The following is a 20,951-nucleotide window of genomic DNA, read 5'->3' as shown; positions in this document are numbered from 1 at the left end:
ACGCCTGTAACGCGGTTATGCCTCGATGATGCAATCGACCGTGTAATAACTGCCCTGCTCGCCCTGGTGACGTTGCAACCCGTGCACGTCGGCATCGAAGCCAGGAAAACGCTGCTCGAAAGCCCTGGCGAAGCGCAGATAGTCAATGATCGAGCGGGTTTCCGCGGTGAACCGCTCGCCCGGCATGATCAGCGGAATACCCGGCGGGTAAGGCACCAGCATCACCGCAGCGATGCGCCCTTCGACGTCATCGACCAGCACCTCCTCCACCTCGCCACGTACCAGCTGGTTATAGGCATCGGCCGGTTTCAAGGCAATTTCAGGCAGCACGGTGTACATGCGCTTGAGGGATTTTGCGGTGGCGTTTTCGCGGTAGCAATCGTGCAGCGCATCGCACAGATCGCGCAGCCCCATGCCCTGATAACGGCTGGCGCCTTCACGGGCCACCGAAGGCAGTACTGAGGCCAGTGGCAGATTGGCGTCATAGCTGCGCTTGAACTCCAGCAGCTCGGTCAAGAGCGTGCTCCACTTGCCCTTGGTGATGCCCATGGAGAACAGCACCAGGAACGAGTACAGGCCGGTCTTCTCGACCACCAGGCCACGTTCCCAGAGGAATTTGCTGACCACCGCCGCAGGAATACCGCGCTCATCGAGACGACCGCCTGCGGTCAGCCCAGGCATGACCAGGGTCACCTTGATCGGATCGAGCAGCACGTAATCCTCGGCCACATCGCCGAAGCCGTGCCAGTCGGCATCGGGCTGCAGCAGCCAGTCCGGCGTCGATACGTCGTCGGCGCCTTCGGTCTGCGGTGGCTGCCAGATGCTGAACCACCAGTCCTCACTGCTCAGGCTCTGACCGAGGTTGGCCAGGGCACGGCGGAAGCTCAACGCTTCGTCGAACGTTTCCTGGATCAGCGAGCGCCCGGCCGGCCCTTCCATCATCGCCGAAGCGACGTCCAGCGAGGCGATGATGCCGTACTGCGGCGAGGTGGAGATGTGCATCATGAACGCTTCGTTAAAGCGGTCGCGGTCGAGCTTGCGCACGCCTCCGTCCTGGACGTGAATCATCGACGCCTGGCTGAAGGCAGCCAGCAGCTTGTGGGTCGAATGGGTGGTGAACACCATCGGCCCACCCGCCTCACGCGTGGTGCCCATGCCGTAGCGGCCGGCGTAGAACTCGTGGAAGGCGGCGTAGGCATACCAGGCTTCGTCGAAGTGCAGGACTTCCACCGAATCGCCCAAGGTACGCTTGATCAGCTCGGCGTTGTAGCACAGGCCGTCGTAGGTCGAGTTGGTGACCACCACCAGCTTGACCTTCGGCTCACGGCCGCGGGCCAGCGGGCTGGCATCGATCTTGGCCTGGATCGACTCGCGGGAGAACTCGCTCAGCGGAATCGGCCCGATGATGCCCAGCTCGTTGCGCTCCGGCGATAGGTACAGCGGAATCGCCCCGGTCATGATGATCGCGTGGAGGATCGACTTGTGGCAGTTGCGATCGACCAAAACCAGGTCATCGCGGCCAACCATCGAATGCCAGACGATCTTGTTGGCGGTCGAGGTGCCGTTGATCACGAAGTAGGTGTGGTCGGCGCCGAAGTTGCGCGCGGCCCGCTCTTCGGCGGCGGCCAGGGGGCCGGTGTGGTCGAGCAGCGAGCCCAGTTCGGGCACCGATACCGAAAGATCGGAGCGCAGGGTGTTCTCGCCGAAGAACTGGTGGAAGGCCTGCCCGACCGGGCTCTTGCGATAGGCCACGCCGCCGCCGTGGCCCGGCGTGTGCCAGGAATAATTGGACTGCGAGGTGTGCTGCACCAGCGCTTTGAAGAACGGCGGCAGCAGGCCATCGAGGTAATTGCGGGCAGCGCGCGCCACCTGGCGAGCCAGAAACGGCACGGTGTCTTCGAACAGATAGAGAATACCGCGCAATTGGTTGAGATCGGCCATGGCTTCGGCCGGCGCATTTTCGATGGTGACCTGCTCGCCCAGGGCAAAGATCGGCAACTGCGGCGCACGCCGACGGGCGATGCGGATCAGCGCGACCATGTCCTGCAGCAAATGGCGGTTTTCCCCGGCGCCCTCGGCGGCGACCAGAATGCAGGCCAGGCCATGATGGGTCGACGCGACGATATGCCCTTCCGCCGAACTAGCGGTGGAGAGGATGGTGAAACCGTCCTGCTCCAGTTCCTGGGCGATGGCCCGTACCCGCTCGCCGGCCACGGTATCGGCCTTGATATCACGATGAACGATGAGTACGGGGAACTTGAGGTCTTTGTACATCAGCTACACCTGAGGTCACACGGGATTGGCCCGCTGTGCCCTCAGGGTAGAGGGTCGCCGGAGAGGACGGAACCCCTCGCAGGCGGTGCTATACGAAAAGGTCGCAATTCGCCGCTCAGGAGGCGGATGTACCCTGCTCCAGCTGCGCCCATAGCGCCGGTGCGCCGGCGGACTTCTCGATAGCGGCCAGTCGTGCAACGTGTGCGGCAACGTCGTCGGCACTGGCAGCGATCACGGCGCCACGCGCGCGATCAGCCGGCAGACGGCGGATCGGCGTCGGTTGCTGGCGGCCGTTACCGTCGCCCTCCGAACCATCGCCGGCCAGGGACAGATTGGTCTGCCCACCGGTCATCGCCAGGTAGACGTCGGCCAGAATCTCCGAGTCGAGCAAGGCGCCGTGCAGTTCGCGGCCGGAGTTGTCGACGCCGTAGCGTTTGCACAGCGCATCGAGGCTGTTGCGCTGGCCCGGATGGCGCTCGCGGGCCATTTGCAGGCTGTCGAGCACGTCGCAGTAGGAAGCCAGATCGGCGCGCTCGTGCTGACCGATCAGATTGAACTCGTTGTTGAGGAAGCCCACGTCGAACGGCGCGTTGTGGATGATCAGCTGCGCGCCCTTGATGAACTCGTAGAACTCGTCGGCGACTTCCTTGAAGCGCGGCTTGTCCTTGAGGTCTTCGCTGGTAATACCGTGAACGGCGATGGCGCCTTCGTCGATCTCACGATCGGGCTGCAGGTACACGTGGAAATGGCGCCCGGTCAGGCGACGGCCCTCAACCTCGACGCAGCCGATCTCGATGACCCGGTGGCCATCGCCTACCGGCATACCGGTAGTTTCAGTATCCAGTACGACTCTACGCACGCTTCATGCTCCTGATGTCTTCGACGCCGCGGTTGGCCAGTTGGTCAGCACGCTCGTTGCCCGGATGGCCGATGTGGCCGCGCACCCACTGCCAGGTCACGTTGTGGCGGTTGACCTGCTCGTCCAGCTGCTGCCACAGGTCGGCGTTCTTCACCGGTTCTTTCGCGGCGGTTTTCCAGCCACGCTTCTTCCAGTTGGGCATCCATTCCTGAATACCCTTCATGACGTACTGCGAGTCGGTGACCAGACGCACGTCACAGGGACGCTTCAGCTCGGCGAGGCCGCGGATCGCGCCCATCAACTCCATGCGGTTGTTGGTGGTCGCTAGTTCACCGCCCCACAACTCCTTCTCCACACCCTGGAACACCAGCAATGCGCCCCAGCCACCGACGCCAGGATTGCCCTTGCAGGCACCGTCGGTGTAAAGCTCAACTTGTTCGGACATTCAGCGCCTTTCTATCTATGGTCTGATTCGAGATTTCAGCAGTGGCTCAGGGCGCATCGCTTTCGCGACGGCTGACCTTGGCAACCGGCATGGGCACCAGCTTGCCCATCGGCTCGCGACGGGACTGGCGCAGGGGGCGCAGGCCGACCACCAGCTTGCGCGCTACCAATACGTAAAAACCGCCACCCGGCGACTGCCAGGCACCGCCCCAGCGTTCCAGCGGGGCCAACCGAGCCTGCCAGGCAGCGGAAGCAAGCGGCGGACGATAACATCCGAAGCGCCGTTTCTCCAGCGCGAAGCCGAGCAGGTTGAGCCAGTCGGCAAGGCGCCCGGGAGCGATGCAGCGGGCGTCGTGGAGAACGTCATGAGCGAACAGATGACGTGCGCCCCAGGCACTCAGCGGGTTGATGCCGACCACCAGCAAGTGACCACCCGCACGCACGCTGCGCGCAGCCTCGCGCAACAGACCATGAGGCGACTGGCAGAAGTCCAGACCATGCTGCAGCACCACCACGTCGGCGGCCTGCTCGACCAGCGGCCAGGACTGCTCTTCACAGACGATCTCGACCCCCGCGAACGGCGCGCCAAGGCGCACGCTGCGCTGGATCTGCTGGGTCTCGATGGAGGTTTCGGCGCATGGGCCGTAATGCACCAGGTAACCGCCGAAGAAACGTGCCAGTTCTTCATCCAGCAAGCGCTGCTCCTGCTCCAGCAGCAGACGCCCCAAGGGGGTGGTGAACCACTCTCGGGCAGCACCAATCAGCTGAAGCCAATCGGCATCAGCTTGGGCAAAGGGATTGTCGCTCATGGACGCTTGTTCATAGGGATTACCTGCATAGCCATCTTCAACAATGACACCTAAGATGCACCTTTGTCCCCAACTTGGCGACCACCTGATGATCAAGATCGAAGCCCTGAGTGCATTCTCGGACAATTACATCTGGCTGTTGCAGGATGAACGGGACAAGCGCGTCGCTGTGGTCGACCCCGGTGATGCGGCGCCCGTGCAGGCCTGGTTGCAGGCGCATCCAGGCTGGACGCTGAGCGATATCCTGATCACCCACCATCACCCGGACCACGTAGGCGGCGTCGAGCAATTGCGCCGTGACAGTGGTGCGCGCGTCTATGGCCCGGCCAAGGAAAACATCCCCGCCCGCGATCAGGCGCTGGTCGATGGTGAGCATATAGAAGTGCTCGGCCTGACCCTGCAGGTGATTGAGGTGCCCGGCCACACCCTGGGCCACATTGCCTTCTATCAAGGCGACCATCACTGGCTGTTCAGTGGCGACACCCTGTTCGCCGCGGGTTGCGGCCGGCTGTTCGAAGGTACCCCCGTGCAGATGCACCATTCGCTGCAGCGCCTTGTCGCGTTGCCGGATGACACCCTGATCTACTGCGCCCACGAATACACCCTGAGCAACCTGCGCTTCGCCCACGCAGTGGAACCCGGCAACCCGGCCGTGACCGAACGCCTGCAACAGGTCAGCGAATGGCGTGATCAGGGCCGTATTAGCTTGCCCTCCGTGCTGGAACTGGAGCGCGCGACCAACCCCTTTCTGCGCGGCGCTGAAACATCGGTTAAAGAAATGATCGCCAGCCGCGAGGGTCGCTCGATCGACAGCGAGGCCGAGGTTTTCGCGGCATTACGTGCCTGGAAAGATCACTTCTGAAACACGACTGGGCCGCAAAAACTCTGGTCAAAACTTGACCACCCCTGGATCGGTTTCTAGAATCCTCCAACTTTCGATCCAGGATACCCCCACTAACCAATGCCTTATCAGCCCTGTAACTCACTGAATTCAAAGGCATTGTCCTTGCGTTATCCGGCGCTTGCAGTGGCCATTTTTGCCATTCTCAGCGGCTGTCAAAGCCTGGATCAACAGACCATTGACTCAGCCCCTGCGGTCGATCTGAGCGGCAGGACGCCGCACGAGCCTCTGTGGATCAATGGGCCGGCTCAGGCTGAGCAACCCAAGGACATCTGGGAACGGGTGCGAGCGGGTTATCAGTTGCAGGACAACATCGGCGTCAACCCGCGTATCGAACAGCAGCGCCTGTGGTTCGCCAGCAACCCGTCTTTCGTCGAGAAGTCCGGCGAGCGCAGCAACCCGTACATTCACTACATCGTCGAGCGTCTGCAAGAACGCAACATGCCGATGGAGTTGGCACTGCTGCCGATGATCGAAAGTGCCTACAACCCATTTGCCTACTCTCCAGCCGATGCAGTTGGCCTGTGGCAGTTCATCCCGTCTACTGGGCGCAACTTCAACCTGCGCCAGACCAGTTGGTACGACGGCCGTCGCGACGTCACAGCGTCCACCCAGGCCGCCATGAATTACCTGGCTCGTCTGCACGAGATGTTCAACGGTGACTGGCTGCTGGCCCTGGCTGCCTACAACGCCGGTGAAGGTCGAGTCAGCCGGGCCATCGAGCGTAACCAGAAGCTCGGTCTGCCGACCGACTACTGGAACCTCTCGCTGCCCCAGGAAACTCAGAATTACGTGCCCAAGCTGCTCGCCCTTTCCCAGGTGATCATGGCGCCCAATGCTTACGGCGTGAGCCTGAGCCCAATCGCCAATGAGCCCTACTTCGAGGAAGTTGAGCTCAAGCAGCGCATGGATCTTTCCCGTGTCGCCGCCCTCGCCGAAGTCGATGAAGACGAGCTGTATCTGCTCAATCCGGCCTTCAAGAAGCGCATCACCGTCGACGGCCCGCAGCATCTGCTGGTACCGACGCAGAAGGTCGAGCTGCTGACTGCCAACCTGTCGACCCTCAAGCCAGAGGATCTGCAGAACTGGCAGGAGTATGTGGTGCGCCCAGGTGACAACCTGCACGGCATAGCCAACCGCTACGAGCTGAGCGTTGCCAGTATCAAGGAGCTCAACCAGATCGCCGGCAATACCCTCCGCGTCGGCCAGCACCTCAATCTGCCAACCACCGCGCAACCAGCACCGGACTCGACACCGCAACGCACTGCCAACACCGCCATCGCCTCGCGCAGCTACCAGGTACGCAACGGTGACAACCTGTGGCAGATCGCCAAAGCCCACAACGTCGCGGTGACCGACATCCAGCGCTGGAATACGCTCAAGGGCAATTCCCTGCGTGTCGGCCAGAATCTGAAGCTGCAGGGCACGGCGGGCACTCAGGCAGTCGCCAGCCTGGAACGCGATGACGTGACCTACTACAAGGTGCGCAAGGGTGACTCGCTGCACCTGATCGCCAAGCGTTTCAATGTGCAGATGAAAAACCTGCAGAGCTGGAATCCGAGAACCGGCAAGGCGCTCAAACCGGGCCAAGTACTGACCCTGCGCCTGCCTAACTGAAGTTCATTGCGACACACTTGATGCACACCGCCGGGGCCGGCCTTTTTCCTGTACAGACAAGCTGTTACTGTACGAAGACCTCTGCCGCCCCGGATCGGATACTGCACTTGAGACGCCCTCTCCTCTCGCTGATTTTCGGCCTGGCCACCAGCTTCCCGGCCCTGGCAACGCTCAGCGAAAGCCATGGCTATGCGCAGTTCGGCGCACTCAAGTATCCAGCCAGTTTTACCCACTTCGACTGGGTAAACCCCGAAGCGCCCAAGGGCGGAACACTGAGGATCATGGCTGCTGGCAGCTTCGACACCCTCAACCCCTACACCTTCAAAGGCACCAGTCCGGTCGCCACGGCCAACTTTCTGCAATATGGCGTGACCGAGCTGAACGAGCCGCTGATGGTCGGCACCGGGATGTACGACCCTTCAGGTGACGAACCCGCCTCCAGTTACGGGCTGATCGCCCAATCGGTGGAGTACAGCGAAGATCGCAGCTGGGTGGTATTCAATCTGCGCCCGGAAGCGCGCTTTCACGATGGCAAACCGATCACTGCCTACGACGTGGCCTTTTCGTACCGCCTGCTGCTCAAGGAAGGTCACCCGCAGTACCGTACCAATCTGCAGGAAGTGAAGCGCGTCGATATCCTCAATCGCCATCGCGTACGCTTCGTACTCAAGCGCTCGAACAACCCGCTGCTGATCCTGCGCCTGGGCGAGCTGCCGGTACTGCCGCAACATTACTGGAAGGATCGCGACTTCAAGGCGACCACCTTCGAGCCACCGCTGGGTAGCGGCCCCTACCGAATCACTGGGGTCAATCCCGGACGCAGCCTGAGCTTCGAGCGGGTCGAGGACTGGTGGGGGGCCTCGCTGCCGGTCAACCGCGGCAAATACAACTTCGATCGCGTCGAAGTGGACTTCTACCGCGATAGCCATGTCGCCTTCGAAGCCTTCAAGGCCGGTGAATTCGACCTCTACATCGAGCAGCAGGCGAAGAACTGGGCTAACAACTATCGCTTTCCGGCGGTCACCCGTGGCGATGTGGTACGTGCGGAAATCCCTCACCAGATCCCCACCCAGACCCAGGCGCTGTTCATGAACACGCGGCGCGGCACCTTCGACGACGTGCGCGTGCGCGAAGCGCTGGGTCTGATGTTTGATTTCGAGTGGACCAACCGCACTCTGTTCAATGGTTCCTACACCCGCGCCGCGAGCTATTACCCCAACAGTGAGTTCTCCGCCAAAGGGAAGCCAGAGGGTGCGGAGTGGCTGCTGCTGTCGCCCTTTCGTGCCCAACTGCCACCAGAGCTGTTCACCGAGCCGTTTCAGATGCCGGTCACCGACGGCCGTGGCATCCCTCGGGAAACCTTGCGCCGCGCCCTCGGTCTATTGGCCGACGCTGGCTGGAAACCCTCAGGCCAGCGCCTGATGAACGACAAGGGCCAGGCGCTGCGCTTCGAGATCCTGCTGGTCAATCCCAATCTCGAGCGCATCCTCCAGCCCTTCACTGAAAACCTCGCGAACATCGGCATCCAGGCCACTCTGAGAACGGTGGATCGCGCCCAGTACAAGCAACGTCTGGATCAGTTCGAATTCGACATGATATTGCTGACACTGCCGCAAACCCTCAGCCCGGGCCTGGAGCAGTCACTGTACTTTCACTCCAGCCAGGCCAGCGTCAAAGGCGGGAAGAATTACGCAGGCATCAACGACCCGGTGGTCGACGCCCTGCTCGAAAAACTACTCTCTGCCCGTAGCCGCGACGAACAGATGGCCGCTACCCGCGCCCTGGATCGCGTGATGCTCTGGCAGTACTACACCATTCCAAACTGGTACATCGACTATCACCGCCTGGCGTACCGCAACCGCTTTGCATTCGTCACCACGCCGCCCTACACGCTGGGGCTGCGCACATGGTGGCTGAAACCCACGGAGACCGCCCGATGACGCGTCCACTGCGCTCATTCCTGATGCATGGCAGCGCCCTGTTGCTGCTTGGCCTTGCCAGCCTGTCCCAGGCTGCGCCACAACACGCGCTGACGCTTTACGGCGAGCCGCCGAAGTACCCGGCCAGCTTCAAACATTTCGACTACGTCAATCCCGATGCGCCCAAGGGCGGCATCCTGCGTCTGCCTGGCCTCAACGGCTTCGATAGCTTCAACCCGTTCATTCCCAAGGGCAACGCGGCGGATCGCCTGGGTCTGATCTATGACACCCTGACCTACCATTCTCCAGATGAGCCTTTCACCGAGTACGGGCTGCTGGCCGAAAAAGTGGAAAAGGCTGCAGATGACAGCTACGTGCGCTTCTTCCTCAACCCCAAGGCACGTTTCAACGATGGCGAGCCGGTCACCGCCGAGGATGTGATCTTTACCTTCAACACCCTTCTCGAGCATGGCGATCCGATGTACCGCCACTACTACGCCGATGTCGCTGATGTCATTGCCGAAAACCCGCGCACCGTGCGCTTCAATTTCAAACATGCCGGAAACCGCGAGCTGCCGCTGATTCTTGGCCAACTGCAAGTCCTGCCTAAACACTGGTGGACTGGCCGCGACTTCTCCCGTGGCAGCCTGGAAATTCCTCTGGGCAGCGGCCCCTACCGAATCGCCGAATTTTCACCGAACAGCTCGATCCGCTTCGAGCGGGTCAAGGACTGGTGGGCCAAGGATCTGCCCGTGGCCCGCGGCCAATACAACTTCGACGAAATTCGTATTGAGTACTTCCGCGACATGGCCGTCGCCCTGGAAGCCTTCAAAGCAGGCCAATTCGACGTTAACCTCGAATACTCGGCAAAAGATTGGGCCACCGGCTACAACTCACCGGCGCTGCGCGCCGGGCGCTTCGTGCAGGAAGCCTTCCCCAACCGTAATCCGGCCGGCATGCAGGGCTTCGTCTTCAACACCCGCAAGCCCCTGTTCCAGGATGCACGCGTGCGTGAGGCGATCGCCCTGCTGTTCGATTTCGAGTGGGCCAACAAGCAGCTGTTCTACGGCGCCTACAAGCGTACGCATAGCTACTTCGAGAACTCGGAAATGGCGGCTAACGGCCTGCCCAGCGAAGCAGAACTGAAGCTGTTGGAGCCGTTACGTGGGCAGATCCCTGAACAGGTGTTCACCGAAGCCTTCAAAAACCCAGTCAGCGATGGCACCGGCATCATCCGCGACCAGGCCCGCCGCGCCTATCAGCTACTCACTGAAGCCGGTTACCGTATCGAGAACGACAAGATGGTCGATGCCAATGGCAACCAGCTTGCGTTCGAATTCATCAACCACCAGGCCAACCTGGAGCGCGTGATTCTGCCGTTCAAGCGCAACCTGGCGGAACTGGGTATCGACCTGCAGATTCGTCGGGTCGACGTCTCCCAGTACATCAACCGCCTGCGTTCGCGGGACTTCGACATGACCTCGGCGATCTGGCCGCAGTCCAGCTCGCCGGGCAATGAGCAGCGCGAGTTCTGGCACTCCAGTAGCGCCGACAATCCAGGCAGCCGCAACCTGATCGGCCTGCGCGACCCAGCCATCGACCAATTGGTCGATGGCTTGATCCGTGCGGACTCGCGCCAATCGCTGATCACTCATACAAGAGCGCTGGATCGCGTACTGCTATGGGGCAACTACGTGGTGCCGAACTATTTCGTCGACGCCTACCGCGTGGCCTACTGGAAGCGCTTCGGGCACCCGGAGAAATCGCCACTGTACGATTACGGTCTGATGACCTGGTGGCAGGAAAAGCCGGTCGGCGAAGTGGTCACTCCTGAAGAAACGCCCACCACCGAGCAGGAAGAACGCTAAATGCTGTCCTATATCCTGCGGCGCTTGCTGCTGATCATCCCGACCCTGTTCGGCATTTTGGTGATCAACTTCGTGATCATTCAAGCCGCACCTGGCGGACCAGTCGAGCAGATGATTGCCAAGCTCGAAGGCTTCGATGCCGCCTCCGGTGGCGCCACGGGGCGTATATCCGGTGGTGGTGGCGGTGAGGTAGCAACCGCGGGCTCCAACTACCGCGGCGCCCAGGGCCTCGATCCTGAACTGATCGCCGAGATCGAGAAGATGTACGGCTTCGACAAGTCGGCGCCCGAACGCTTTTGGATCATGCTCAAGAGCTATGCCCAACTGGATTTCGGTGAGAGTTTCTTTCGTGACGCCAAGGTCATCGATTTGATCCTGGAGAAAATGCCCGTGTCCATTTCCCTCGGGTTATGGAGCACGTTGATCATGTACCTAGTTTCCATTCCACTGGGTATCGCCAAGGCGACACGCCATGGCAGCGTTTTCGATGTATGGACCAGCTCGGCGATCATCATTGGTTACGCGATTCCGGCGTTCCTGTTCGCCATTCTGCTGATCGTGTTATTCGCTGGTGGCAGCTATTACGACTGGTTCCCGCTGCGCGGGCTGACCTCGAGCAACTTCGACGAACTGAGCTTCAGCGGTAAGCTGCTCGACTACTTTTGGCACTTGGCACTCCCCGTCACCGCACTGGTGATTGGCAACTTCGCCACCCTCACCCTGCTGACAAAGAACAGCTTCCTCGATGAAATCAACAAGCAGTACGTGACCACCGCCCGGGCCAAGGGCCTAAGCAACACCCGTGTGCTTTATGGCCACGTCTTTCGCAATGCCATGCTACTGATCATCGCTGGTTTTCCGGCAGCCTTCATCGGCCTGTTCTTCACCGGCTCGCTGCTGATCGAGGTGATCTTCTCCCTCGACGGTCTTGGCCTGCTGAGCTTCGAGGCGGCGATCAACCGCGACTACCCGGTGGTCTTTGGCACCCTGTTCATCTTCACCTTGTTGGGACTGGTTGTGAAACTCATCGGCGACATTACCTATACCCTCGTCGATCCACGCATCGACTTCGAAAGCAGGGAGGGCTGACATGGCACTTTCCCCGCTCAATCAACGCCGCTTCGAGCTGTTCAAGGCCCACAAGCGTGGCTGGTGGTCGCTGTGGATTTTCCTTGCCCTGTTCTTCGTGACCCTGGGGGCCGAGCTGATCGCCAACGACAAGCCCCTGGTCGTCAGTTACGACGGCGAGCTCTACTTCCCGGTGCTCAAGCGCTACCCGGAAACCACCTTCGGCGGTGAATTCCCCCTGCAGGCGAACTACAAGAGCCCTTATATCCAGGAGCTGATCGAGCAGAAGAATGGCTGGATGGTCTGGCCACCGATTCCCTTCAGTTATTCCAGTATCAACTACGATCTCAAGGTGCCGGCCCCCGCTCCGCCCTCGGCGGACAACTGGCTGGGCACCGATGACCAAGGCCGCGACGTGCTTGCCCGGGTGATCTACGGGTTCCGTATTTCGGTGCTTTTCGCTCTCTCGCTAACCTTGGCAAGCTCGGTGATCGGCGTCGCGGCAGGTGCCTTGCAAGGCTTTTACGGTGGCTGGGTGGATCTGACTGGGCAGCGCATCCTGGAAATCTGGTCAGGTCTGCCGGTGCTGTACCTGCTGATCATCCTGGCCAGCTTCGTGCAACCGAACTTCTGGTGGCTACTCGGCCTGATGCTGCTTTTTTCCTGGATGAGTTTGGTGGATGTGGTGCGTGCCGAGTTCTTGCGTGGCCGTAACCTGGAATACGTGCGTGCCGCCCGCGCACTGGGCATGCGTAACGGTTCGATCATGTTCCGGCATATCCTGCCGAACGCCATGGTCTCGACCATGACCTTCCTGCCGTTCATCCTCACTGGTGCTATCGGCACTCTTACCGCCCTGGATTTCCTCGGCTTCGGCCTTCCAGCCGGCTCACCGTCACTTGGCGAGCTGGTGGCGCAGGGTAAATCCAATCTGCAGGCGCCGTGGCTAGGGATGAGCGCCTTCGCTGTGCTGGCCATCATGCTCAGCCTGCTGGTATTCATCGGCGAGGCCGCCCGCGATGCCTTCGACCCGAGGAAATAAGATGACCGATCCCGAAAACCTCGTTGAAGTGCGCGATCTGTCCGTGGCATTCGTCAATGGCGACAACCATCGGCAGGTGGTCAACAACATCAGCTTCGACATTCGCCGGGGCGAAACCCTGGCACTGGTCGGTGAAAGCGGGTCAGGAAAGTCAGTCACCGCCCACTCGATCCTGCGCCTGCTGCCCTACCCGCAGGCGCAGCACCCCAGTGGCAGCATTCACTACGCCGATCAGGATTTGCTCAAACTCAGCGAGAAAAAGTTGCGCGGCATCCGTGGCAACCGCATCGCCATGGTGTTTCAGGAGCCGATGACCTCGCTGAACCCCTTGCACAGCATCGAGAAGCAGATCAACGAAGTACTCGCCCTGCACAAGGGCCTGAGTGGCAAGGCGGCTACACGGCGCACTCTGGAGCTGCTGGAGCTGGTCGGCATACCTGAGCCGCAGAAGCGCCTCAAGGCCCTGCCCCATGAGCTTTCCGGCGGGCAGCGTCAGCGCGTGATGATCGCCATGGCCCTGGCCAACGAGCCAGAACTGCTGATCGCCGACGAGCCGACCACCGCCCTCGACGTTACCGTGCAATTGAAGATTCTCGAATTGCTCAAGGAGCTGCAGGCGCGCCTGGGCATGGCCATGCTGATCATCAGCCATGACCTCAACCTGGTGCGGCGTATCGCTCACCGCGTCTGCGTGATGCAGAACGGCGAACTGGTCGAGCAGGCTGAGTGCGAGGCGCTGTTCACCAGCCCGCAACACCCCTATACCCGCGAGTTGCTGGCCGCCGAACCGGATGGCAACCCGGTTGCGACGCAAGCTGCCGACACCATGCTCGAGGTCGATGACCTGCGTGTCTGGTTCCCGATCAAGAAAGGCCTGCTGCGCCGCACCGTCGATCATGTAAAGGCGGTAGACGGCATCAATTTCAGCCTGCAGCGCGGCCAAACCCTGGGCATCGTCGGTGAGAGCGGCTCGGGTAAATCCACCCTCGGGCTGGCCATTCTGCGCCTGATCGGTAGCCAGGGTGGCATTCGCTTCGACAAGCAGTCTTTGGATGGCCTGTCGCAAAACCTGGTGCGCCCTTTCAGGCGCCAGATGCAGGTAGTATTTCAGGATCCCTTCGGCAGCCTCAGCCCGCGCATGACCGTGGGTATGATTGTCGGCGAAGGCTTGCGCATCCATGGCATCGGCAGTGGCGCTGAGCAAGAGCAGGCCATCACTGAAGCGCTTCTGGAGGTCGGCCTGGATCCTGAAAGCCGCCATCGCTATCCCCATGAGTTCTCCGGCGGTCAGCGGCAGCGTATTGCCATCGCTCGCGCACTGGTGCTCAAACCGGCCCTGATCCTGCTGGATGAACCGACCTCGGCACTCGATCGCACCGTACAGCGTCAGGTGGTTGAACTACTGCGCTCGCTGCAAACCAAGTACAACCTGACTTACCTGTTCATCAGCCATGATCTGGCAGTGGTACGGGCGCTCAGCCATCAGTTGATGGTGGTCAAGCAGGGCCAGGTGGTTGAACAAGGTGACGCCGAGGCGATCTTCCGGGCGCCGCAGCACGCCTACACCCAGCAATTGCTGGAAGCAGCGTTCCTCCTACCAGCGAGCAGCGCTTGAACTGATGACGGGCAAAGAAAAGGCCCCGCTTCGCAGGAAGACGGGGCCTTTTTCTTTGCCCGTGAGTTGGGCGAGACGGAGCACACAAAAACACAAAGGCCCCAAAATCGGGGCCTTTGTTTGTTCAAGCGGGCAGTGGCACTTAGAAGCGCTCGATGTCTGCCTTGCTTTCCAACTGCTTGCGGAAGGCCGCGAAGTCCTGCTGGCCACTGCGTGAGGCCAGGAAGCGACGGTACATCGCCTTCTCTTCGTCACTCAGCGCCTCTTCAGGCTCACTGACACCTTTCAGGCGTATAACCACGAAGTCTCCATTATTCAGCGCTATACCGCTGAATTCTGAAGCTTCGCCAGTCGGCTTGGGCATACGGAACAGTGCCTGCAGCACAGCCGGGTCAACACCTTCCTGGTTGCGGGTAGCAGCCTCCACCACTTGCCAGTCCGAATCTTGAACCTGCCCCTTGCCGTCACGCAGCTCGGTAACCAGCGACTCGCCAGCAGCCTTGGCTGCTTCGCTAGCACGGGTCTGGGTCAGTTGCTCGCGAATGCTGCCACTCACCTGCTCCAGCGTCAGCTGCTGCGGCTTGCGGTGCTCCTTGACGCGAACCACTACCAGCGTGCTTGGATCAAGCTCAATGGCACTGCTGTTGCTACCGTTTTCCAGCACTTCCTCGCTGAAAGCGGCCTGCAACACTTGGCGGTTACCGGCGATGCCTTCACCACCCTGACGACCAAACGGCTCACTTGTTTGCACTTTCAGGCCCAGCTCCTGGGCTGGCTGAGCCAGATCCGAGGATTCAAACGCAGCGTCTTCCAGTTGCTTGGTCGCTTCGACGAAACGTTGTTCGACGCGCTGAGTCTTGAGGTCGGCTTCCAGTTTTTCCTTCATGCTGGCGAGTGTCGGCACTTCAGGAGCCTGCACGCCCAACAGCTTGATCAGATGCCAGCCGAACTCGCTACGTACCGGTGCCGATACTTCGTCTTTGTTCAATGCGTAGAGAGCATCCTCGAAGGCGGGGTCATACACACCCTTGCCCGCGTAACCGAGATCCCCACCCTCACTGGCTGAACCTGGATCCTGAGAAAACTCCTTGGCCAGCGCAGCGAAATCTTCGCCCTGCTGCAGGCGCTTCTGCACGTCTTCGATCTTCGCCTTGGCCTGTTCGTCGCTGGTGTCGCCACCCACCTCAATCAGGATGTGTGCGGCTTGGCGCTGTTCAGCCAGATTGGCGATTTCCGATTCGTAAGCAGCTTTGAGCTCGTCGTCGCTAACCGAAATTTCGGAGAAAAAGGCATCCTTCTTCAATTCCGCATATTCGAGTACCACCTGCTCTGGGCTCATGAACTGAGACTGCTGAGCGTCGTAGTAGGCTTTAACGTCATCATCGCTAACCTGCACCGCACCGGCATCCACCTTGATGGTACGGGTGGCGAAATCGCGGGTCTGTTTCTCCAGGCGGGCGAATGCGGTCACTTCTTCATCGGTGACGAAACCGCTGCCAGACAGTCCGGCACGCAATTGGCCGATCAGCATTTCCTGCTCGAGCATCTGACGGAACTGCATGCGGTTGTAGCCGAGCTGACGAATCACCTGATCAAAGCGTTCAGCGTTGAAACGGCCATCAACCTGGAACTCAGGCGTCTGTACGATCACTTGGTCGAGTGCAGGCTGAGAAAAGGCGAACTTGGCATCGGCAGCGCCCTGAACCAGCAGTGAGCGCTCGATCAACCCTTTCAAGGAAGCTTCACGCAGCAGATTCTCATCCAGCAGCGATGCATCGAATTCCTGACCAAGCTGTTGCAACAGTTGGCGACGCTGCATTTCCACAGCTTGATTGAGTTCGTTCTGGCTGATTGCCTCACCATTCACTTCGGCAGCGTTTTGGCTGTTGCTGGTACCGGTAATAATGGCGTCAACGCCGGTCAGCGCCATAAGAACGACGATCAGGCCGATGATGGTTTTGGCAATCCAACCCTGTGAATTGTCCCTGATATTTTGCAGCATGCTTCCCCCAGAACGACCACGTACTAAAAATGGCCGCGCAGCGTGGGTAAATTCCGGATAGAAGAAAGGCGCATCCTGGGATGCGCCTTCTCGTAACGTGCGAAGCGGATCGGGATCATCAATCTACAATCCCCGGCGTCACAGACCAGATAGTCTTATTGCCGCTCCACAACCGAGCCGGGGTTAGCCGACCCGGCGGGCAAAGGCCCGAAGACGCTTAGTTGACGGCGTCTTTCAGTGCTTTACCAGCTTTGAAACCTGGGATCTTGGCAGCAGCGATGCTGATCGGCTTGCCAGTCTGCGGATTACGGCCAGTGCGAGCAGCGCGATCCTTGACAGCGAAAGTACCGAAACCCACCAGTACAACGGAGTCCCCAGCTTTCAGAGCACCAGTAACGGATTCAATCACTGCGTCCAGCGCACGGCCAGCAACAGCTTTCGGGATATCAGCAGATGCAGCGATGGCATCGATCAGTTCCGACTTGTTCACTCTAAGTCCCCTTAATTTCGGTTGAGTTTGTTTCTTGATTTTAATGGAAGCGAATCGGGTGCTGGATGGCCTGCCGACACGGGTAAGAGCCGCTTTATAGCAAGGGCTCTAAAATAGTGTCAAGGAAGCCAGCCGGCTAATGCGTGCTGATTCGCTCCTTGGAATCAGTCTCGCGTTTTTCATCCTTTGCAACCAACTCCGGAGCCGCGTCTGGCAAGGGCTCCGGGGCGTATTGCAGCGCAATTTGCAGGACCTCGTCAATCCATTTAACCGGTTTAATCTGCAGGTCTTGCTTGATGTTCTCCGGAATTTCCTTGAGATCGCGAACATTCTCCTGAGGAATGATCACCGTTTTGATTCCACCTCGATGCGCCGCAAGCAGCTTTTCCTTCAAACCGCCGATCGCCAGTACCTGACCTCGCAAGGTGATTTCACCGGTCATTGCAACATCCGCACGGACTGGAATCTGCGTCAATGCCGACACCAAAGCAGTGCACATACCGACACCCGCACTCGGGCCATCCTTCGGCGTGGCACCTTCCGGCATGTGGATGTGGATATCACGTTTTTCGTAGAAATCCGGAGCCACGCCGAGGCTTTTAGCACGGCTGCGCACCACTGTTTGCGCGGCTGTGATCGATTCGACCATCACATCGCCCAGTGAGCCAGTCTTGATCAGATTACCCTTGCCAGGCACCACTGCGGCCTCGATTGTCAGCAGTTCACCGCCCACCTGAGTCCACGCCAAACCGGTTACCTGACCGATCTGATCCTGCTGCTCGGCAAGGCCATAACGATGCTTTCGAACGCCCAAATACTCTTCGAGCATATCGGCCGTTACCAGTACCTGGAAGCGTTTTTCCTTGATGTGCTGCTTGACGACACGGCGGCAGACTTTAGCGATTTGTCGCTCTAGGCTGCGCACACCCGCTTCTCTGGTGTAGTAACGAATAATGTCGCGAATCGACTCATTATCGAATTCCAGCTCGGTTTTTTTCAGTCCATTGGCCTGAATCTGCTTGGGCGCGAGGTATTTGACGGCGATATTGATCTTCTCATCCTCGGTGTAACCCGGCAGGCGAATCACTTCCATCCGATCCAGCAAGGCTGCCGGAATATTCATGGAGTTGGCCGTGCACAGGAACATCACGTCGGACAGGTCGTAATCGACCTCAAGATAATGGTCATTGAAGTTGTGATTTTGCTCCGGATCGAGCACCTCGAGCAGCGCGGAAGCAGGGTCGCCGCGCATGTCCTGGCCCATCTTGTCGATTTCGTCGAGCAGGAACAGCGGGTTGCGCACACCAACCTTGGTCATCTTCTGTATCAGACGACCAGGCATGGAGCCAATATAGGTACGGCGATGACCGCGAATTTCCGCCTCATCTCGCACACCGCCCAAGGCCATGCGCACAAACTTGCGATTGGTAGCACTGGCAATGGATTCGGCAAGAGACGTCTTGCCAACGCCAGGCGGGCCAACCAAGCACAGAACCGGTCCCTTGAGCTTCTTCACGCGCTTCTGCACGGCGAGATACTCGAGGATGCGCTCCTTGACCTCTTCGAGGCCGTAATGATCGGCATCCAGAATGCTTTCGGCACGGGTTAGATCCAGGCGTACTTTGCTTTGTGCCTTCCACGGCACATTCACCAACCAGTCGATGTAGGAGCGCACCACCGTAGCTTCAGCGGACATCGGTGACATCTGTTTAAGCTTGTTCAGCTCAGCCTGAGCCTTACCGTAAGCTTCCTTGGTCAGCCCGGCATTCTCGATGCGACGCTTGATCTCATCAAGCTCGTTGTGTCCCTCCTCGCCGTCGCCAAGCTCCTTCTGAATGGCCTTCATCTGTTCATTCAGGTAGTACTCGCGCTGGCTGCGCTCCATCTGCTTCTTCACGCGGCCGCGAATGCGCTTTTCAACCTGAAGCAGATCTATTTCGGCATCCAGCAGTGCCAAGACGTGCTCAACACGTGTTGGCAGATCAACGATCTCGAGGATTTCCTGCTTCTGCTCGATCTTCAGCACCATGTGCGCCGCCATGGTATCGACCAGGCGACTGGGCTCATCGATGCTGTTGAGAGACGACAGCACTTCGGCAGGTACTTTCTTGCCCAGCTGCACATACTGTTCGAACTGACTCAGCAGGCTGCGGGTGAACACCTCGGCCTCACGCTCGGGTGCATCGACCTCGTCAAGCAGTTGAACTTCGGCTCGGCTGTAACCGTCAGCCTCAATGAACTGTTCGATCTCACCACGCTGCTCGCCCTCAACCAACACCTTGACGGTGCCGTCCGGCAATTTGAGCAACTGCAGCACAGTCGCGACGGTGCCGACGCGGTAGAGCCCTTCTTCACTCGGCTCATCGTCAGCGGGATTTCTCTGGGCCAGTAGCAGGATCTGCTTTTCCCCATTCATCGCGGCTTCAAGCGCCTCGATGGACTTCTCGCGCCCCACGAAAAGCGGGATGACCATGTGCGGATAGACCACGACATCGCGCAAAGGCAGGAGAGGCAATTCGATGGTTGTCTTCATGATTTTGGCTCTACAGCGGCCTTGCGGCCGTAAACAGTGGGAATACCCTTGACGTTAAGATGGGGGTAGCCCCAGGAAAAAACAAGCACTGCTATCAGCAAAAACAAAGGGGCCCGCAGGCCCCTTGCTTTCAACATGTGACGGACGCGTTACGCGTCAGGCGCCGCCTTGGCAACAGGCGCCTCAGTGTTCTCGTAGATCAGCAGCGGTTTGGAGGTGCCATTGATGACACTCTCATCAATGACTACCTTACTGACGTCCGATTGCGATGGAATCTCATACATCGTGTCAAGCAACACGCTTTCAAGAATCGAACGCAGACCCCGAGCGCCGGTTTTACGCTCCAGCGCCTTCAGAGCAACAGCTTTGAGAGCATCAGGACGGAACTCAAGATCCACGCCTTCCATCTCGAACAACTTGCCGTACTGCTTGGTCAGCGCATTCTTCGGCTCAGTGAGAATTTGCACCAGGGCAGCCTCATCAAGCTCTTCCAGCGTCGCGATGACCGGCAAGCGGCCAACGAACTCGGGAATCAGACCGAACTTGACCAAATCATCCGGTTCTATCTCGCGTAACGACTCACCGATTTTCTTGCCGAGATCCTTGGTACGCACCTCGGCACTGAAACCAATTCCGCCCTTGGTGGAGCGGCCCTGGATCACTTTCTCGATACCGGCGAAAGCACCACCGCAGATGAACAGGATGTTGCGGGTATCAACCTGCAAAAACTCTTGCTGAGGATGCTTGCGGCCACCCTGAGGCGGAACCGAGGCGACAGTGCCTTCGATCAGCTTCAGCAGCGCCTGCTGCACGCCCTCACCCGAAACGTCACGGGTAATCGACGGGTTGTCGGACTTACGGGAAATCTTGTCGATTTCATCGATGTAGACGATACCCATCTGGGCCTTCTCGACATCGTAATCGCACTTCTGCAACAGCTTCTGAATGATGTTCTCGACATCTTCACCCACATAACCGGCTTCGGTCAGGGTGGTGGCATCGGCGATGGTGAATGGAACATTCAGCAGCCGCGCTAGCGTTTCAGCCAGCAGCGTCTTACCAGAGCCTGTCGGGCCAAGGAGCAGGATGTTGCTCTTGCCGAGCTCAACGTCATCCTTCTTCTCACGCTGATTGAGGCGCTTGTAGTGGTTGTAGACCGCGACCGCCAAGATCTTCTTGGCCCGCTCCTGACCGATCACGTATTGATCGAGGATCGAGCTGATCTCCTTGGGAGCCGGCAGCTTGTGCGCACTGCTCTCGGCCTGGGCTTCCTGAACCTCCTCGCGGATGATGTCGTTGCACAGGTCGACGCACTCGTCGCAGATAAAGACCGAGGGCCCGGCAATCAATTTGCGCACTTCATGCTGGCTTTTGCCGCAGAAGGAGCAATAGAGCAGCTTGCCGTTGTCCTCGCCGTTGCGGGTGTCAGTCATTCGTTCGATCCAAATCCGATAGGCTTACAACAGAAGATGAAGGCTATTGCGGGCTTTTTCAAGCCCGCAAGTGATCG

Annotated in this window: 15 protein-coding genes; 7 read left to right on the top strand and 8 right to left on the bottom strand. The window is 59.4% G+C overall.

The window, feature by feature from the left end; genetic code table 11:
- Window positions 1–15: 15 nt before the first annotated feature.
- The 4 genes from ACZ3GY_RS06650 to ACZ3GY_RS06635 all read right to left on the bottom strand — a co-directional run bounded on the left by ACZ3GY_RS06650 (window position 16) and on the right by ACZ3GY_RS06635 (window position 4,386).
- Window positions 16–2,274 (bottom strand): Orn/Lys/Arg family decarboxylase, encoded by a 2,259-nt coding sequence (locus tag ACZ3GY_RS06650; RefSeq protein ID WP_463564948.1) that lies wholly within the window; start codon window positions 2,272–2,274, stop codon window positions 16–18.
- Between the two features lie 115 nt (window positions 2,275–2,389).
- A complete protein-coding gene (gene dnaQ / locus ACZ3GY_RS06645; protein ID WP_225832165.1) occupies window positions 2,390–3,133 on the bottom strand; it encodes a DNA polymerase III subunit epsilon in 744 nt (247 codons plus the stop codon).
- Window positions 3,126–3,578: a ribonuclease HI gene (gene rnhA / locus ACZ3GY_RS06640; RefSeq protein WP_225832163.1), complete on the bottom strand. Its 453-nt coding sequence runs from the start codon at window positions 3,576–3,578 to the stop codon at window positions 3,126–3,128. Before rnhA ends, dnaQ begins: the two co-directional genes overlap by 8 nt.
- A gap of 46 nt (window positions 3,579–3,624) precedes the next feature.
- Entirely contained in the window at window positions 3,625–4,386 is a 762-nt protein-coding gene (locus ACZ3GY_RS06635) for a methyltransferase domain-containing protein (RefSeq protein WP_465909404.1), read from the bottom strand.
- Window positions 4,387–4,474: 88 nt separating this feature from the next.
- Between ACZ3GY_RS06635 and gloB the strand changes: the two genes are divergently transcribed.
- The 7 genes from gloB to ACZ3GY_RS06600 all read left to right on the top strand — a co-directional run bounded on the left by gloB (window position 4,475) and on the right by ACZ3GY_RS06600 (window position 14,416).
- Window positions 4,475–5,248: a hydroxyacylglutathione hydrolase gene (gene gloB, locus ACZ3GY_RS06630; protein ID WP_465910013.1), complete on the top strand. Its 774-nt coding sequence runs from the start codon at window positions 4,475–4,477 to the stop codon at window positions 5,246–5,248.
- Window positions 5,249–5,347: 99 nt separating this feature from the next.
- Entirely contained in the window at window positions 5,348–6,904 is a 1,557-nt protein-coding gene (locus tag ACZ3GY_RS06625; RefSeq protein ID WP_465909403.1) for a lytic transglycosylase, read from the top strand.
- Window positions 6,905–7,011: 107 nt separating this feature from the next.
- Window positions 7,012–8,844: an extracellular solute-binding protein gene (locus ACZ3GY_RS06620; RefSeq protein ID WP_465909402.1), complete on the top strand. Its 1,833-nt coding sequence runs from the start codon at window positions 7,012–7,014 to the stop codon at window positions 8,842–8,844.
- The gene (locus tag ACZ3GY_RS06615; RefSeq protein WP_465909401.1) at window positions 8,841–10,691 is read left to right on the top strand and encodes an extracellular solute-binding protein; all 1,851 of its coding nucleotides are present in this window, start codon (window positions 8,841–8,843) and stop codon (window positions 10,689–10,691) included. The genes ACZ3GY_RS06620 and ACZ3GY_RS06615 overlap by 4 nt, the downstream gene beginning before the upstream one ends.
- A complete protein-coding gene (locus tag ACZ3GY_RS06610) occupies window positions 10,692–11,780 on the top strand; it encodes a microcin C ABC transporter permease YejB (protein WP_465909400.1) in 1,089 nt (362 codons plus the stop codon). It begins immediately after the preceding gene.
- 1 nt (window position 11,781) lies between these two features.
- Window positions 11,782–12,801 carry an ABC transporter permease gene (locus ACZ3GY_RS06605; protein ID WP_465909399.1) on the top strand — a complete coding sequence of 340 codons (1,020 nt, stop codon included), beginning with the start codon at window positions 11,782–11,784 and terminating at the stop codon, window positions 12,799–12,801.
- A gap of 1 nt (window position 12,802) precedes the next feature.
- Entirely contained in the window at window positions 12,803–14,416 is a 1,614-nt protein-coding gene (locus tag ACZ3GY_RS06600; protein WP_465909398.1) for an ABC transporter ATP-binding protein, read from the top strand.
- Between the two features lie 142 nt (window positions 14,417–14,558).
- Here ACZ3GY_RS06600 and ACZ3GY_RS06595 read toward each other — a convergent pair whose 3' ends face one another.
- The 4 genes from ACZ3GY_RS06595 to clpX form a co-directional block, all read right to left on the bottom strand.
- On the bottom strand, window positions 14,559–16,418 hold the full coding sequence (locus tag ACZ3GY_RS06595; RefSeq protein WP_465909397.1) for a SurA N-terminal domain-containing protein: 1,860 nt from the start codon (window positions 16,416–16,418) through the stop codon (window positions 14,559–14,561).
- 217 nt (window positions 16,419–16,635) lie between these two features.
- A complete protein-coding gene (gene hupB, locus ACZ3GY_RS06590; protein ID WP_172152308.1) occupies window positions 16,636–16,908 on the bottom strand; it encodes a nucleoid-associated protein HU-beta in 273 nt (90 codons plus the stop codon).
- Between the two features lie 136 nt (window positions 16,909–17,044).
- Window positions 17,045–19,441, bottom strand: a complete 2,397-nt coding sequence (gene lon, locus ACZ3GY_RS06585; RefSeq protein WP_463564956.1) for an endopeptidase La — start codon at window positions 19,439–19,441, stop codon at window positions 17,045–17,047.
- Window positions 19,442–19,590: 149 nt separating this feature from the next.
- Complete coding sequence (clpX, locus tag ACZ3GY_RS06580) at window positions 19,591–20,874, bottom strand: ATP-dependent Clp protease ATP-binding subunit ClpX (RefSeq protein ID WP_463564957.1); 1,284 nt, start codon at window positions 20,872–20,874, stop codon at window positions 19,591–19,593.
- Window positions 20,875–20,951 lie beyond the last annotated feature (77 nt).

It is taken from the genome of Pseudomonas sp. PME37.24/006, assembly GCF_055556635.1.
Note: the sequence above shows the minus strand (reverse complement) of the source record. Positions and strands in the feature narration are given on the sequence as shown.

Excerpts from the sequence above, each read along its gene's own strand:
- ACZ3GY_RS06650 (WP_463564948.1), bottom strand. The coding sequence starts at position 2,274 with ATGTACAAAGACCTCAAGTTCCCCGTACTCATCGTTCATCGTGATATC.
- gloB (WP_465910013.1), top strand. The coding sequence starts at position 4,475 with ATGATCAAGATCGAAGCCCTGAGTGCATTCTCGGACAATTACATCTGG.
- ACZ3GY_RS06635 (WP_465909404.1), bottom strand. The coding sequence starts at position 4,386 with ATGAGCGACAATCCCTTTGCCCAAGCTGATGCCGATTGGCTTCAGCTG.
- ACZ3GY_RS06625 (WP_465909403.1), top strand. The coding sequence starts at position 5,348 with ATGCCTTATCAGCCCTGTAACTCACTGAATTCAAAGGCATTGTCCTTG.
- ACZ3GY_RS06610 (WP_465909400.1), top strand. The coding sequence starts at position 10,692 with ATGCTGTCCTATATCCTGCGGCGCTTGCTGCTGATCATCCCGACCCTG.
- ACZ3GY_RS06595 (WP_465909397.1), bottom strand. The coding sequence starts at position 16,418 with ATGCTGCAAAATATCAGGGACAATTCACAGGGTTGGATTGCCAAAACC.
- ACZ3GY_RS06615 (WP_465909401.1), top strand. The coding sequence starts at position 8,841 with ATGACGCGTCCACTGCGCTCATTCCTGATGCATGGCAGCGCCCTGTTG.
- clpX (WP_463564957.1), bottom strand. The coding sequence starts at position 20,874 with ATGACTGACACCCGCAACGGCGAGGACAACGGCAAGCTGCTCTATTGC.
- rnhA (WP_225832163.1), bottom strand. The coding sequence starts at position 3,578 with ATGTCCGAACAAGTTGAGCTTTACACCGACGGTGCCTGCAAGGGCAAT.
- ACZ3GY_RS06600 (WP_465909398.1), top strand. The coding sequence starts at position 12,803 with ATGACCGATCCCGAAAACCTCGTTGAAGTGCGCGATCTGTCCGTGGCA.
- ACZ3GY_RS06605 (WP_465909399.1), top strand. The coding sequence starts at position 11,782 with ATGGCACTTTCCCCGCTCAATCAACGCCGCTTCGAGCTGTTCAAGGCC.
- lon (WP_463564956.1), bottom strand. The coding sequence starts at position 19,441 with ATGAAGACAACCATCGAATTGCCTCTCCTGCCTTTGCGCGATGTCGTG.